Annotated in this window: 11 protein-coding genes; all 11 read left to right on the forward strand. The window is 39.0% G+C overall.

Annotation, left to right across the window (positions count from 1 at the left end; genetic code table 11):
- The first annotated feature begins 55 nt into the window (after window positions 1-55).
- Window positions 56-1615: a ribonuclease Y gene (gene rny / locus ACLHK8_RS10130; protein WP_057774682.1), complete on the forward strand. Its 1560-nt coding sequence runs from the start codon at window positions 56-58 to the stop codon at window positions 1613-1615.
- Between the two features lie 193 nt (window positions 1616-1808).
- A complete protein-coding gene (gene mutS / locus ACLHK8_RS10135) occupies window positions 1809-4448 on the forward strand; it encodes a DNA mismatch repair protein MutS (RefSeq protein WP_057774684.1) in 2640 nt (879 codons plus the stop codon).
- Between the two features lie 14 nt (window positions 4449-4462).
- Window positions 4463-6418 (forward strand): DNA mismatch repair endonuclease MutL, encoded by a 1956-nt coding sequence (gene mutL, locus ACLHK8_RS10140; protein WP_057774687.1) that lies wholly within the window; start codon window positions 4463-4465, stop codon window positions 6416-6418.
- Between the two features lie 67 nt (window positions 6419-6485).
- On the forward strand, window positions 6486-7079 hold the full coding sequence (gene ruvA / locus ACLHK8_RS10145; RefSeq protein ID WP_057774690.1) for a Holliday junction branch migration protein RuvA: 594 nt from the start codon (window positions 6486-6488) through the stop codon (window positions 7077-7079).
- A 17-nt stretch (window positions 7080-7096) separates the two neighbouring features.
- Entirely contained in the window at window positions 7097-8116 is a 1020-nt protein-coding gene (ruvB, locus tag ACLHK8_RS10150; protein WP_057774693.1) for a Holliday junction branch migration DNA helicase RuvB, read from the forward strand.
- A 74-nt stretch (window positions 8117-8190) separates the two neighbouring features.
- Window positions 8191-9333: a tRNA guanosine(34) transglycosylase Tgt gene (tgt, locus tag ACLHK8_RS10155; RefSeq protein WP_057774697.1), complete on the forward strand. Its 1143-nt coding sequence runs from the start codon at window positions 8191-8193 to the stop codon at window positions 9331-9333.
- A gap of 59 nt (window positions 9334-9392) precedes the next feature.
- On the forward strand, window positions 9393-9812 hold the full coding sequence (gene yajC, locus ACLHK8_RS10160) for a preprotein translocase subunit YajC (RefSeq protein WP_057774700.1): 420 nt from the start codon (window positions 9393-9395) through the stop codon (window positions 9810-9812).
- A 129-nt stretch (window positions 9813-9941) separates the two neighbouring features.
- Complete coding sequence (gene zwf / locus ACLHK8_RS10165; RefSeq protein WP_057775110.1) at window positions 9942-11435, forward strand: glucose-6-phosphate dehydrogenase; 1494 nt, start codon at window positions 9942-9944, stop codon at window positions 11433-11435.
- A 153-nt stretch (window positions 11436-11588) separates the two neighbouring features.
- Window positions 11589-12713: a DNA polymerase IV gene (dinB, locus tag ACLHK8_RS10170; protein ID WP_063697908.1), complete on the forward strand. Its 1125-nt coding sequence runs from the start codon at window positions 11589-11591 to the stop codon at window positions 12711-12713.
- Window positions 12714-12811: 98 nt separating this feature from the next.
- Window positions 12812-13774, forward strand: coding sequence for a DHH family phosphoesterase (locus tag ACLHK8_RS10175; protein WP_057775102.1), 963 nt, complete (start codon window positions 12812-12814; stop codon window positions 13772-13774).
- Window positions 13775-13777: 3 nt separating this feature from the next.
- Window positions 13778-15154 carry a DEAD/DEAH box helicase gene (locus tag ACLHK8_RS10180; protein ID WP_057775099.1) on the forward strand — a complete coding sequence of 459 codons (1377 nt, stop codon included), beginning with the start codon at window positions 13778-13780 and terminating at the stop codon, window positions 15152-15154.
- Window positions 15155-15366: the final 212 nt, after the last annotated feature.

A 15366-nucleotide genomic window follows, 5' to 3' on the forward strand; every position in this document is an offset into this window, starting at 1 on the left:
ATCATAAAATTCGGTTAGAAAATTAACCAACTATTGATGATTCGGAGGTGGAAACATGATTGTTTTCAATATAATCCTCGCAATCATCGCTATTGTTGTTGGCTATATCATCGGTTATTATGTACACAAACTCATTCAAGAGAAAAATGTGCATGATGCGCAGGATACAGCTAGTGGTATTTTAGACAATGCTAAGAAACAGGCGGCAACTGAAAAAAAGGAAGCCCTTTTAGAAGCTAAAGACGAAAGTCACCGCTATCGAACTCGGGTAGAAAACGAACTTAAGCAACGACGTGCAGAAGCACAGAAGCAAGAGGAACGTTTGTTACAGCGAGAAGAGGTTTTGGATCATAAAGATAACACTTTTGAAAAACGTGAAGATAGTTTGGAACGTAAGGAAGAAAAACTAAGTTCTGAGCAAAAGCGGATTGACGAACAACAACAAGAAGCATCCTCATTAGTTACAAAACGTACAGAAGAGTTAGAACGGGTTGCGGCAATGTCACAAGAAGACGCGCAATCTTTGATTCTGAACGAGGTTCGTGATGGCTTGGCAGACGAACGTGCTAAAATGATTCGCGAAAGTGAAGAAAAGGCACAAACAGATGCTAAAAAAGTGGCAACCGATCTGATTGCCCAAGCTATTGAAAGAAGTGCAGCCGATGTGGCTACGGAATCAACTGTTACTGTTGTGAATCTCCCCAGTGATGACATGAAAGGTCGAATTATTGGTCGCGAAGGTCGAAACATTAGAACTTTAGAGACTTTGACTGGTATTGATTTAATCATTGACGATACACCAGAAGCAGTTGTGCTAAGTGGATTTGACCCAATTCGTCGTGAGATTGCCAAAATGGCACTTGAACGGTTAATTCAGGATGGTCGGATTCATCCAGCTCGAATTGAGGAAATGGTTGAAAAAGCTCGCAAAGACATGGATGATAAGATCCGTGAAGTTGGGGAACAAACCATTTTTGATCTTGGTATTCACTCGATGAATCCTGAGTTGATCAAGTTAGTTGGTCGCTTAAGGTTCCGCACTAGTTACGGACAAAATGTTTTGGACCATTCAATTGAAGTTGCTAAATTAACAGGTATTTTAGCAGCTGAATTAGGTGAGGATGTTACTTTAGCTAAACGCGCAGGATTATTACACGATATTGGAAAAGCGGTTGACCATGAGGTTGAAGGATCCCATGTGACAATCGGCGTAGAATTTGCAAAGAAGTATAAGGAAAGTCCAGTGGTAATTAACGCCATTGCTTCCCATGATGGAGATGTCGGTGCCGAATATGTGACTTCAGTATTGGTTGCAGCAGCAGATTCAATTTCAGCTGCTCGGCCAGGAGCCCGCAGTGATTCTCTAGAAAATTATATTCATAGACTCGAGAAGCTAGAAAATTTGGCTGATGGGTTTAAAGGCGTTAAGAAGAGTTATGCGATTCAAGCCGGTCGAGAGATACGGGTAATCGTAAAACCTTCAAAGATTTCTGACTTACAGGCAACCACATTGACTCATGATATTAGAACTGCAATTGAAAAACAGTTAGAGTATTCTGGAAAAGTTAAAGTTACCGTAATTCGTGAAGTTCGCGCTGTAAATTATGCTAAATAAATAGAATATTAAGAAGGTTTGGCAAGTATCTGTTGCCAGACTTTTTTATTTTTAAAATAGTTGAAATCATTTTTAATGACACTACCTTGGAAAAGCCAGCACAGTTAGTAGGCACTCTAAAGGTTAAATGTTAAAATAGGACAGATAGTTTTAAATGTTCGAATTAGATAAAAAGTAGAAAGCAGGAGAGAATTTGCCACAAAAAACGAGTGATACGCCAATGATGCAGCAATATATGGCGATTAAAAAAGATTATCCAGATGCTTTTTTATTTTATCGAATTGGTGATTTTTATGAACTTTTCTACGATGATGCGATCAAGGGTGCTCAAATTCTTGAACTAACACTAACTTCTCGTAGTCATAACGCGACAGATCCCATTCCGATGTGTGGAATGCCTCATCATGCTGTTCAAAATTACGTTGATATTTTAATTGAAAAGGGATATAAAGTAGCTATTTGTGAACAAATGGAAGACCCTCGTTTGGCTAAAGGCATGGTCAAACGTGAAGTTATTCAATTGATAACACCTGGAACAGTTACGGATTCTAACGTCAATGAAGCCAAATCCAATAATTATTTAACTGCTTTGACCACGACCGAGGACAACAAGTTTGGTTTTGCCTATGCAGATTTATCGACTGGTGAACTGAAAACTAGTAATTTGGAGTCTTTTGAAGCTGTAATTAACGAGGTTGTTAATCTACAGTCGAAGGAAATCGTGGTAGATGCATCTGTTACAGATGATATGCAAGAACAGTTTAAAAAATTGAATATTATGGTTTCACACCAAAATAAAATTGAAGTGAAGGCCGAATTAAGTTATTTAACGCAAGCCCTAACTGAAAATTTGGAAAAGACCGTTGTTGAAACATTACTGACGTACATCACGGTAACGCAAAAACGAAGCCTCGCACATTTGCAAAAAGCGGTGGCCTATGAGCCTTCTTACTATTTACGGATGGACCATTATTCTAAATATAATTTGGAATTGACAAGATCTATCCGCTCAGGCAAGAAACAGGGTACACTTTTGTGGTTATTAGACGAAACTCGAACCGCAATGGGTGGTCGATTACTGAAACAATGGTTAGATCGGCCACTAATTCGGCAAGTGGAAATTGAAGATCGGCAAACAAAAGTGGCCGAGTTACTGGATCATTATTTTGAACGCAGTAGTTTACAAGAGGAATTAGTAAAAGTTTATGATTTGGAGCGTTTAGCTGGTCGTGTGGCATTTGGCAATGTTAACGGTAGGGATCTTATCCAGTTAAAGACATCACTACGTCAAATTCCTAAAATTAAGTATGTTTTGGGAGAACTGGACAACAAAGTTTTTGGCGCTATGCTGGCTAAACTTGATCCAGTTGATGATATTGCGGATCTTATTGACCGGGCAATTGTGGATGAGCCACCCATTTCAGTCACTGAAGGTAATGTAATTAAAGATGGTTATGATACTCAACTTGATAAGTATCGAGATGCAATGACGAATGGAAAAAAGTGGATGGCTGAACTGCAGGCCTCCGAACGCCAAGCGACCGGTATCAAGAATTTAAAAGTTGGTTACAATAAAGTTTTTGGATATTACATCGAAATCACAAAATCGAATTTGAGTACGGTTCCAGAAGGGCGTTACGAACGCAAGCAAACTTTAACAAATGCTGAGCGCTTTATCACGCCAGCCTTAAAAGAGAAAGAAAGCTTGATTCTAGAGGCCGAAGAAAAATCTACTACACTTGAATATGAGCTGTTCAGTAAAATCCGTGAGCAAATCAAACAAGTTATTGAACGACTGCAAAAACTGGCTAAACAGGTTGCTACGCTTGATGTTTTACAGAGCTTTGCAGTTGTTAGTGAGAACTATCATTTTGTAAAACCTACTCTGAAAAAAAATCATAGCATTGATATTGTCGGTGGCCGTCATCCGGTTGTCGAAAAAGTTATGGGACGCCAAAGTTATGTGCCAAATGATGTCAAAATGTCAAAGGATGTTGATATTTTGCTGATTACGGGGCCTAATATGTCTGGTAAAAGTACGTACATGCGTCAATTAGCTTTAACGGTTGTTCTGGCACAAATGGGGTGTTCTGTTCCTGCTGAGTCGGCTACTTTGCCAATTTTTGATCAAATTTTCACTCGAATTGGCGCGGCTGATGATTTAATTGCTGGACAAAGTACCTTTATGGTGGAGATGCAAGAAGCTAATCGGGCCATTCAGAATGCGACCCCCCAGAGCTTGATTTTGTTTGATGAAATTGGTCGAGGAACGGCTACCTATGATGGCATGGCTCTTGCGCAAGCAATTATTGAATTTGTGCATAATCATGTTCACGCCAAAACGTTGTTCTCTACTCATTACCATGAGCTTACGGCTTTAGATAAAACATTAACTAAATTAAAAAACGTCCATGTTGGGGCAGTTGAAAAAGATGGTGATCTGGTCTTTTTGCACAAAATGGAGGATGGTCCTGCTGATAAGTCTTATGGGATTCACGTGGCTAAACTGGCGGGGATGCCAACTGAATTGTTGGGCAGAGCCGACAAAATTTTAAAACGACTTGAAATTCAGAATAAAGATACAGATCAGGTGATTACGGACGAAGTGGCGCATCCATCTAAAACGGTGCCTACTGAACAAGACAGTGAGTTAACTCAGTCCGTTGAGAAGAGCGAAGTTGATGAACAACTAGCTTTGTTTAAAACGGAACCGGTAGATCCTGAAAATGCAGAAGTCGTTTCCCAAATTCGGAACCTTAATCTGATGTCTATGACCCCCATGGATGTCATGAATCAACTGTATAAGTGGCAGAAAAAACTAACAAATAAATAGAAGGTTGAGATAATATGGCAAAAATTCATGAACTTTCTGATGTTCTTGCCGATCAAATTGCGGCTGGAGAAGTCGTTGAACGACCAGCTTCAGTGGTAAAAGAATTAGTCGAAAATGCAATCGACGCCCATAGTACGCAAATTGATATTTTGGTTGAAGAAGCAGGATTGAAATCTATCGAAATTGTGGATAACGGGGATGGCATTGCAACTGAAGATGTGCCACTGGCTTTTGAGCGGCATGCAACAAGCAAGATTACCACTCGTGAAGATCTGTTTAAAGTACGTTCTCTTGGTTTTCGTGGTGAGGCCTTACCAAGTATTGCCTCGGTGGCAGATGTGGTTCTAGAGACCTCTACTGGCGATGAGACGGGAACCCAGATCCATATTAAAGGTGGACAAGTAGTAGACCACTCATTGGCAGCTGTTAGGAAGGGAACAGATATCAGCGTCAAAGACCTCTTCTTTAACACACCGGCCCGTTTGAAATATATGAAATCTCCACAAACTGAATTGGCAAATATCAGTGATATTGTGAATCGGTTGGCTTTAAGCTACCCTGAGATTGCCTTTACATTAAGTCATGAAGGACGAGAACTGATCCGAACTTCGGGACGAGGCGATTTACTGCAAGTAATTGCGGGAATTTATGGTGTGCAAAATGCTCGAAAGATGGTGCAATTTAAAGGTGAAAATGTTGATTTTGAAATCTCGGGATATACGAGTTTGCCTGAATTTACGAGGGCTTCACGACAATATATTTCTGTGTTAATCAATGGGCGATATGTCAAGAATTTTCAAGTAACTAAGGCGATTATTGAAGGATACGGCTCAAAATTAATGGTTGGACGCTATCCTGTCGCAGTTTTAAATATAAAAATGGATCCTTTGCTAGTTGATGTTAATGTACACCCGGCTAAACAAGAGGTCCGAATTAGTCAGGAACCACAATTACAAGAGCTCATTACAAAGGTGATTTATAAAGAACTTGCTAAAGAAAATTTAATTCCATCTGCAGTTAAAAATCTTAGTACTAATCGTAAGGTCAATACGGACCAGCTACAATTTAATTTAAATGAGGCTTCAGCGAAGTATTCGGAATTTACAAAGCCCGCAAGCGGAGTAGCAAATGTAACAGAGCAACAGACGGCTTCATTAGCTGAGTTGTTTCAAGCATTACCAAGCAATGGAACCCAACCAATTGTTATAAAGCATGAAACTGATTTAAAGAGTGCAGCACTAACTAGTTTTCAACAGAAGTATACTGAAGAAGCACAGGTAGCTCCTTTTGATGAAGATAGACAGGTGGAGACAGCTGAGGTTTCAGAAGGCCAGATTGAACAAGAGGCCGAAACAAAGCGTTTTCCAATTTTACAGTATGTTGGCCAAATGCATGGGACTTTTCTATTCGCAGAATCTGAAGAGGGGTTATATATTTTAGATCAGCATGCTGCACAAGAACGGATTAATTATGAGTACTATCGGGAAGAAATTGGAAAAGTTTCAACGGATTCGCAAAGCCTACTCGTGCCAATCGTGCTTGATTACGCCACAAGTGATGTGTTGAAAATTCAGGAAAAAGAAGATGTTTTGGCCAGTTGCGGCATTCAACTGGAATCTTTTGGTCCCAATAGTTTTGTGGTTCGTCAGCATCCCACTTGGTTTAAAGCGGGACAAGAAGAGGATACTGTTCGTGAGATGATCGACTATGTTTTGAATGATTCACGCATGACGGTAGCCAAATTCCGTGAAAAAACTGCCATTATGATGAGTTGTAAACGGGCAATAAAAGCTAATCATCATTTGGATGATCAGCAAGCCCGTCAGCTGATTCAAGATTTAGCTAAAACGGAAAATCCCTTTAATTGTCCTCATGGACGGCCTGTGTTAGTGCATTTCTCTAACTCAGACATGAAAAAAATGTTTAAACGTATTCAAGATCCTCACCGTCCGTTGGAAGAACAAGAATAAAAAAGAGATATGGTACAATGGATAAAAGCAAACGTATGTTTATTTTAAGATGATGGAGAGAATTTGAATGTATGAATATTTAATTGGTTATGTGACCCAAATCACACCGGAGTTTTTGGTGCTGGAAGTGCAAGGTGTAGGATACAAACTCTTTGTGGGAAATCCATATCGGTATGAAATTGATAAAAATAAACTAGTGAAAATCTTTGTGCACGAGGCTGTTTCGGAAACAGAAATTAGTCTTTATGGGTTGTATGATGCTGAAGATAAAGAACTATTTGAAAAATTAATTTTGGTTAAGGGGATTGGACCTAAGAGTGCCTTAGCAATTCTTGCAAACGAAGATCATTCTGGTCTAGTTAATGCAATTAATCAAGATGATGTAGCTTACTTAAAGAAGTTTCCAAAAATTGGGCCCAAGGCCGCTCAACAGATTATTTTGGACTTAAAAGGAAAAATGACCTTACTTTCTAGTAGTTCCACAGAACCCGTAGTCCAACCAATAGCTAATCGTAATTTAGCAGATGCTTTGGATGCGTTGTCTGCTTTAGGATATTCCTCAAAAGTTATTGCAAAAATCAAACCAGAGCTAGAAGATCAAGAATCAATGACTACAGATCATTATTTGAGTTTTGGACTTAAGCTATTAATGAAAAAATAGGGAAGAAGGTGAAATGAATGGACGATTCTGATGAAGATCGACTTGTTTCAAATGAAGCAACAGATAACGAGGAAGCCTCAATTGAAAAATCTTTGCGTCCGGCGACATTAGATCAATATATTGGTCAGGACCGGGTCAAACATGAGTTATCAGTTTATATCCAGGCGACTAAACAACGTGAGGAATCGCTCGATCACGTGTTACTTTATGGACCACCTGGCTTAGGTAAAACAACCTTGGCGATGGTGATTGCCAATGAAATGGCTGTACACATTCGCACAACAAGTGGACCGGCAATAGAAAAGCCCGGTGATTTGGTGGCTTTACTAAACGAGTTACAACCAGGTGATATCTTATTTATCGATGAAATTCATCGATTGCCCAAAATTGTTGAAGAAATGCTTTACTCGGCGATGGAAGATTTCTTTGTTGATATCGTGGTCGGCCAAGGCCCTACTGCGCATCCTATTCATTTTCCGCTTCCACCTTTCACATTAATTGGCGCAACAACGCGAGCCGGTTTGTTATCCGCACCATTAAGAGACCGTTTCGGAATTGTGTCACACATGAGTTATTACACGATTGAGGATCTTACAGAAATTGTGAAACGATCCGCTGACATATTTAACACGAAAATTACTGATCAAGGGGCCCACGAACTGGCAAGAAGGTCGCGAGGAACGCCTAGAATTGCCAATCGATTACTTAAACGAGTGCGTGATTTTATGGAAGTTTCTGATAAACAAGCAATTGATGATGAGATTGTGGCGAAGTCACTACGTTTCTTGCGTGTTGATGAAGAAGGTTTAGATGAAATCGATAATAAAATTTTAAAAACAATGGTTGAATACTATCACGGGGGACCAGTTGGTTTGGGAACCATTGCCGCGAATATTGGGGAAGAGTCTGATACAATTGCCGAAATGTACGAACCTTATTTGATGCAAATTGGTTATTTGAACCGGACCCCTCGTGGGCGAGTAGTTACTGAGAAGGGCTATGAACATCTTGGTTTGTCAGCACCACAACAAAATTAGGCACAAGAGGCTAATTTTTGAAACTATATATTTAACAAAAATAAACAAGTAAGCATTAAGAATGGAGAATTTGCGTGGAACCTGCAATCAAATATCATTTAATTAAAAAAGAAAAACATACGGGGGCTCGTTTAGGCGAGATTGAAACTCCCCACGGTACGTTTCCAACGCCAATTTTTATGCCAGTCGGAACCCAAGCAACCGTTAAGTCAATGTCTCCTGAAGAGCTTGAAGATATTGGGGCTGATATTATTCTTTCTAACACGTATCATCTGTGGGTTCGTCCCGGAGAAGATATCGTTAAAGAAGCTGGTGGACTGCATAAGTTTATGAATTGGAAGAGAGGAATCCTGACTGATTCAGGTGGATTTCAAGTTTTTTCACTTGCTAATTTGAGAGATATTTCTGAAGAAGGTGTTCATTTTCGGAATGAGATTAGCGGTGCTAAAATGTTTTTGAGCCCAGAAAAGGCAATTCAGATTGAAAACGATCTGGGACCGGATATCATGATGAGTTTTGACGAGTGTCCACCGTTCTTCGAAAGTTATGAATATGTAAAACATTCGGTAGAACGAACTAGTCGCTGGGCAGAACGGGGCTTAAAAGCCCATCAAAATCCTGATTGGCAGGCCTTGTTTGGAATTGTTCAAGGAGCCGGTTTTAAAGCCTTACGTGAGCAAAGTGCCAAAGATCTTGTCAGTATGGATTTTCCGGGATATTCCATTGGTGGTTTATCAGTTGGGGAATCCAAAGATGAAATGAATCGAGTTTTAAATTTTACAACCCCCATGCTGCCTGAAAATAAACCTCGTTATCTAATGGGTGTTGGTTCTCCTGACGCCTTAATTGACGGAGTAATGCGTGGCATTGACATGTTTGATTGCGTCCTTCCTACAAGGATTGCCCGCAATGGCACCTGTATGACCTCGCATGGGCGACTAGTTGTCAAAAATGCAATATATGCTCGTGATTTCACACCGCTAGATGATAACTGTCAGTGTTATACTTGCAAAAATTATACGCGTGCTTACGTCCGTCATTTGATAAAAACAAATGAATCATTTGGAATTCGGTTGACAAGTATTCATAATACTTACTTTTTGGTGCACCTTATGAAACAGGTTCGCCAAGCGATTATGGATGATAACTTGCTTGAATTCAGAGAAAACTTTTTTGAAGAATATGGGTACAATAAAGAAGATGCAAAGAATTTTTAAATATACTGGAAGTAAACGCTAATATTTGATACAGTTAAGATAAAGAAAATGAGGTGTTTATATTGTTATTAGCAGCAAATGCAGGTTTAGGTGGAGGCGCAGGTACAATTGTCTTCATTATTTTGATTTTTGGATTAATGTATTTCATGATGATTCGTCCACAAAAGAAACAACAACAAAAACATCAAGATATGATGAGCAAACTTCAAGTTGGTGACAAAATTGTCACAATCGGTCGTTTACATGGCGTTGTTGATTCAATTGATGAAGATGCAAAAACAGTTACTTTAGACTGTGATGGCATTTACTTGGTTTTTGACCGTAGCGCTATTATGCGTGTAGATCATGTTGAAGCTGTGCAACCAGCAGCCAAGGAAGCTACTTCTACTTCAGAAGCTGAAGCAACACCAGATGTTAAAGAAGCTCCAGACGCTGATGATGCTCAGAAGTCAACTGATGAAGCAGCAAATAAAGAATAATTAGTTAATTTAAAAGGGATTGAGACATATTTGTTTCAAATCTTTTTTTTTAGGTGTAAAAAGTTGTGTATTTAAAACGAAAGTTTCATAATTAAAGCGGAATCATATTGTGAAAGAGAGGCAAATGAAATGACACAGCAAGCGTTGTTTATAATTTTTGGAGGAACGGGTGATTTAGCCTATCGTAAATTATATCCTTCATTATTTCGTTTGTATGAAAAAGGCTATTTAAAAGATAATTTTGCTGTGATCGGGACGGCACGTCGTCCTTGGACCAATGATCATTATCATGAAGTTGTTATGAATGCCATCGCAGATGATGGGCATGAGTCTGAACGGACAAACAGTGAGATTGCCCGAAAATTTGCCAGCCACTTTTATTATCAATCTCATAATGTCAATGATACAGAACATTATGTGGCCCTACGAAAATTGGCTGACAAATTAGATGAGAAGTACGATCTCAATGGAAATCGAATTTATTACTTAGCAATGGCTCCTAGATTTTTTGGAACAATTGCAGGTCATTTAAAGTCTGAAAAGTTAATTACGGATCATGGCTATAATCGCTTGATCATTGAAAAACCATTTGGTCGTGATTTTAAAACGGCTAAAGAACTTAATGACGACATCTCATCTGCATTTTCTGAAGATCAAATTTATCGAATTGATCATTATTTGGGTAAAGAGGCTGTTCAAAGTATTGCAGCACTGAGATTTGGAAATTCAATTATTGAATCGCTTTGGAATAAGGAACATATTGATAATATTCAGATAACATTGGCAGAATCGTTAGGTGTTGAGGAACGGGCTGGATATTATGAAACGGCTGGTGCACTGCGAGATATGGTACAAAATCATATTCTGCAAATCATTTCATTACTTACTATGCAAAAGCCTAGTGAATACACAGCTAAAGAGTTACGAGATCGAAAGGTGGAAGCTTTGGAAAATATCAAGGTTTATTCACCAGAAGAGGCTTCAAAAAACTTTGTTCGTGGTCAGTATGATGAAGATGCCGATCATGAACAATCAGATTACCGACATGAAGAAGGAACCGATGAACAATCACAGATTGAAACATTTGTGGCTGGGAAGTTGGAAACTACTAATGGCGATTTATCTGGGGTTCCAATTTACATCAGAACTGGGAAACGTCTTGCACGAAAATTAACACAAATTAATATTGTTTTCAAAGACACTACTGACAATATTTTTAAGGCTGTGGGGGATCAAGATACAAATCTTGTCCAAAACGTTCTTACGCTTTATGTTGAACCGGACCAAGGCTATCAACTTGATCTCAATGTCAAAAATGGTAATCAAGGTTATGGGATAATGCCAATTCATTTGGAATATCATAAGACAGCTGCTGAGAAAGCAAAGGTACCGGAAGCATATGAAAAACTCATTCACGATGCTTTAGATGGTAATCGCACTAATTTTGCTCATTGGCATGAAGTTGCCCAAGCTTGGCGAATTGTTGATGTCGTTCGTCAAAATTGGGATAGTCAAAAAGCTGATTTTCCTAATTACATTAGTGGCACAATGGGACCAAAGGCTTCGCAAGAATTATTGGCACGAGATCATCGAACCTGGATTTTTGGTGCAACCAAACATTAAAAAATTGGAACGATTAATCAACAAGCAGTTGATTGATCGTTTTTTGTTTTGTTTAGCTTGTTTTCAAACGTACGTTCGATTAAACTAAATAAGAAACCAAATTTATTGTTTAAGGAAAAAGCAAAGTGTTAAGACTTAAAATTAGGTGATGAAATGGCTCAAAACGACGCAATTCTTCCCATTAATATTAATACTTCTCGCAAAGTCATTCATGTTGATATGGATGCTTTTTATGCTTCAATAGAAGAACGGGAACAACCAGAACTTCGAAAAAAGCCACTTATCATAGCTCGAGATCCTCGTAAAACTGGGGGTAAAGGGGTAGTTGCAACGGCAAATTATTTAGCGCGGCAATCAGGTGTTCATTCCGCAATGAGTGCTCAAAAAGCGTTGGAATTATGTCCAAAAGCAGTTTTTCAAACTCCCAATTTCACATTATATCGGGCCGTCTCTGATCAAATCCATGAAATCTTTCATGAATATACTGACAAGATTGAACCGATTGCCTTCGATGAAGCTTATCTAGACGTAACGGATAATAAGAAGGATATTGAGAGTGCAGTGGAAGTTGCTCATCAGATTCAAAGCGAAATTTTTGCCAAGACTAAACTGACTTGCTCAACGGGAATTTCGTACAACAAGTTTCTTGCTAAGCTGGCTTCTGAATATCAGAAACCGGTCGGCGTTGCAGTCGTCTTACCAGAAGATGTCCGAGAGTTTCTAGATAAGTTACCAATTGAAAAGTTCCGTGGGGTTGGTAAAAAAACGGTCCCCAAAATGCATGAATTGAAAATCTTCAACGGTAAAGACCTGTATCAAAAAAGTGAATTATATTTGATTCATAATTTTGGAAGATTCGGGGATGCGTTATATCACCACGTGCGAGGTTCTGATGACCGCCCAATTGAATATTTACGGGAACGAAAATCGATCGGTAAGGAAAGTACCTATAATCCGAATTTAACAACGGATAATGAGGTAGAAAATGAACTTAGTAATTTGGCAAGAAACGTCGCCATTGCAATGAAAAAAAGGCAAAAGCACGGTAAAACCTTAGTTCTCAAGTTGCGCTATGCGGATTTTGAGACCATCACTAAGCGACAGACTTTGACGGAATTTATTGAGAATAGTGAGGAAGCGTATCTATTTTACGCACGTCAGCTTTTTGAGGAGTTTGGTGACAGTCAGCGAGGAATCAGATTGTTGGGTATAACAATGACAAATTTGGCTAGTATAAATTTTGAAAACATTACTTTACCGTTATTTAAATCAGATTGATTTTCGGCTTTGTGTTTAACCGCAAAAGCTAGTATACTGGGAAGAAGTGAAAACTTGGCAAATCTCAAAAAACTAGTCAAGGATAGAAAGAAGAAATTATGACTCTGCAACAGGAAATATTTGAACAAATAAAAAAACATCAACGCATTATTATTCATCGCCATCAACGGCCAGATCCAGATGCAATTGGTTCTCAAATTGGTTTGGCAGAAATTATTCATGCTTCTTTTCCAATGAAGACTGTTTTAGCAGTTGGAAAACAAGTAGGTGGCTTATCATGGATTGGTGAGATGGATACGGCCGACGATGATGATTATGATGATGCTTTAGTAATCGTCACAGATACTGCTAATCCACCACGGGTTGATGATAATCGGTATACCAATGGGCAGGAATTAATTAAAATTGACCATCATCCCAATGATGATCCATATGGTGATTTGGCTTGGGTGGTTCCAAGTGCTTCAAGCAGTTCAGAAATGATTTTTGATCTTTACCATCAATTTAAACATGAGCTGACTTTAAATGCGAAGGCTGCTCAGGCACTTTACACCGGAATTATTGGTGATACGGGTAGATTCTTATATTCAGATACTACACCGCATACGCTACGAGTGGCTGCTTCTTTGATGGCAACAGGCTTTGATGTCACTGCTGTCAATCAAAAATTAGATAGTATGCCATTATCTGTTGCGCATCTTTCTGCCTACGTTTACCAAAATTTACAGATCACAGAAGATGGCGCTGCCTCAGTTTGTTTAACAGGGGAAGTATTAGACCAATTTGATTTAAAAGATGCTGGTACAGCAGGTGTTGTGCCCCTACCCGGAAAAATTGACTCTGTTGTTTGTTGGGCAATTTTTGTAATCCAAAGAGATGGTAGTTATCGAGTTCGCCTGCGTTCTAAAGGGCCAACAATTAATGAATTAGCTAAGAAACATGATGGTGGGGGACATGCCCTTGCTAGCGGTGCAAAAGCTAAGGATCTTGATGAAGTTCAAACGATTCAAACTGAATTAGCAGCAATCGCAACAGCTTATAAGAAGAGCGAGAAGGAGTAATTAATGAAAAACGGTTTTTTAGAATTTAATTTACAACCATTTTTGATGAGCGCCTTAGATGAGATTAATTTCACTCAGCCAACACCAGTTCAAGAAAAACTAATTCCAGTTATTCTGGCTGGCAGAAGTGTGATTGGTCAGTCACAAACAGGTAGTGGAAAAACACATACCTTTTTGTTACCACTGATCAATCAAATCAATCCGTCCAAAAAACAAGTTCAGGTTGTCATTACAACCCCTAGTCGAGAACTTGCTTATCAGATTAATGCAGCTGCCCGTCAATTAGTGGGCTCTGATGAAATTAACATTGAAATTGGTAATTACGTTGGGGGAACTGATAAAAAACGGCAGATGGACAAGTTAAAGCATCGACAGCCACAAATTGTTATTGGAACACCAGGAAGAATTTGGGACTTAATTCATAGTCAAGCTTTAGATGTGCATCTGGCTTCACAATTTGTCGTTGATGAAGCTGATATGACCTTGGATATGGGATTTTTGAATGAGGTAGACAAGATTGCCGCAAGTTTACCAAAAGATTTGCAAATGATGGTCTTTTCGGCCACTATTCCTAAGTCATTGAACATCTTTTTAAAGAAGTATATGTCAAATCCAGTGATTGAAGAGATTCCTGTTCAGAGTATCATTAGTCCCACAATTGATAACTGGTTAATTTCTACAAAAAGTAAAGGTAAGAATAATGTCATTCATCAGTTGTTAACAATTGGTGAACCTTATTTAGTGTTGATTTTCTGTAACACAAAAGAGCGTGCTGATGAGTTAACAGATTACTTGAAACAACAAGGGTTGAAAGTTGCCAAAGTTCATGGTGGCGTTAAACCGCGTGAACGTAAACGAATTATGAAAGAAATTCATAATCTTGATTTTCAATTTGTCGTTGCCACTGATTTAGCATCACGTGGGATTGATATTGAAGGTGTTTCAATGGTCATCAATGACGGGATTCCTGATGATCTCGACTTCTTTATTCATCGAGTTGGGCGAACTGGGCGTAACGGGATGTCAGGAACAGCCATTACGCTCTACGAACCAGGTGAAGAAGAAAAAGTTTCTGAAATTGAAAAATTAGGGGTTAAATTTCAGCCTAAAGCAATCAAGAATGGCGAAGTCGTTGATTCATATGATCGTAACCGCCGGACAACGCGCGTTAGAGATCACCATAAGTTGGATCCAACGATGGTGGGAATGGTTAAGAAGAAGAAACGTAAGGTTAAACCTGGCTATAAACGTCAAATTAGAAAAGCGATCGAAATCAAAGATCAAAGTGATCGTCGTAAAGCACAACACACAGAGTTCTTGAGAACGAAACGGCAAAGAATTAAGCAACATAGAGCAAAAAGAGATCATGGCGAGGATTGACAAGTCGATATTTTTTGCAATATAATAATTTTTGATTGAGGACATATTAAAACGAATAAACTTTCAGAAACGTTTTGGATGCTGTGAAAAACGAGTTTAGAGTTTTGATGCTACCCCGGAAGTGTTTCGCGACTCTGCGTTAAAGAGGTCAAGAGGTTAACGAGTAAGATCGTTGCAAGTAAAGTGGTACCGCGCAGAAGCGTCTTTACTAG

The sequence above is a fragment of the Pediococcus sp. M21F004 genome (assembly GCF_051122535.1).
Classification (GTDB): Bacteria; Bacillota; Bacilli; order Lactobacillales; family Lactobacillaceae; genus Pediococcus; species Pediococcus inopinatus.

Excerpts from the sequence above, each read along its gene's own strand:
- dinB (WP_063697908.1), top strand. The coding sequence starts at position 11,589 with ATGGCTCAAAACGACGCAATTCTTCCCATTAATATTAATACTTCTCGC.
- ruvB (WP_057774693.1), top strand. The coding sequence starts at position 7,097 with ATGGACGATTCTGATGAAGATCGACTTGTTTCAAATGAAGCAACAGAT.
- mutL (WP_057774687.1), top strand. The coding sequence starts at position 4,463 with ATGGCAAAAATTCATGAACTTTCTGATGTTCTTGCCGATCAAATTGCG.
- rny (WP_057774682.1), top strand. The coding sequence starts at position 56 with ATGATTGTTTTCAATATAATCCTCGCAATCATCGCTATTGTTGTTGGC.
- ACLHK8_RS10180 (WP_057775099.1), top strand. The coding sequence starts at position 13,778 with ATGAAAAACGGTTTTTTAGAATTTAATTTACAACCATTTTTGATGAGC.
- ruvA (WP_057774690.1), top strand. The coding sequence starts at position 6,486 with ATGTATGAATATTTAATTGGTTATGTGACCCAAATCACACCGGAGTTT.
- zwf (WP_057775110.1), top strand. The coding sequence starts at position 9,942 with ATGACACAGCAAGCGTTGTTTATAATTTTTGGAGGAACGGGTGATTTA.
- ACLHK8_RS10175 (WP_057775102.1), top strand. The coding sequence starts at position 12,812 with ATGACTCTGCAACAGGAAATATTTGAACAAATAAAAAAACATCAACGC.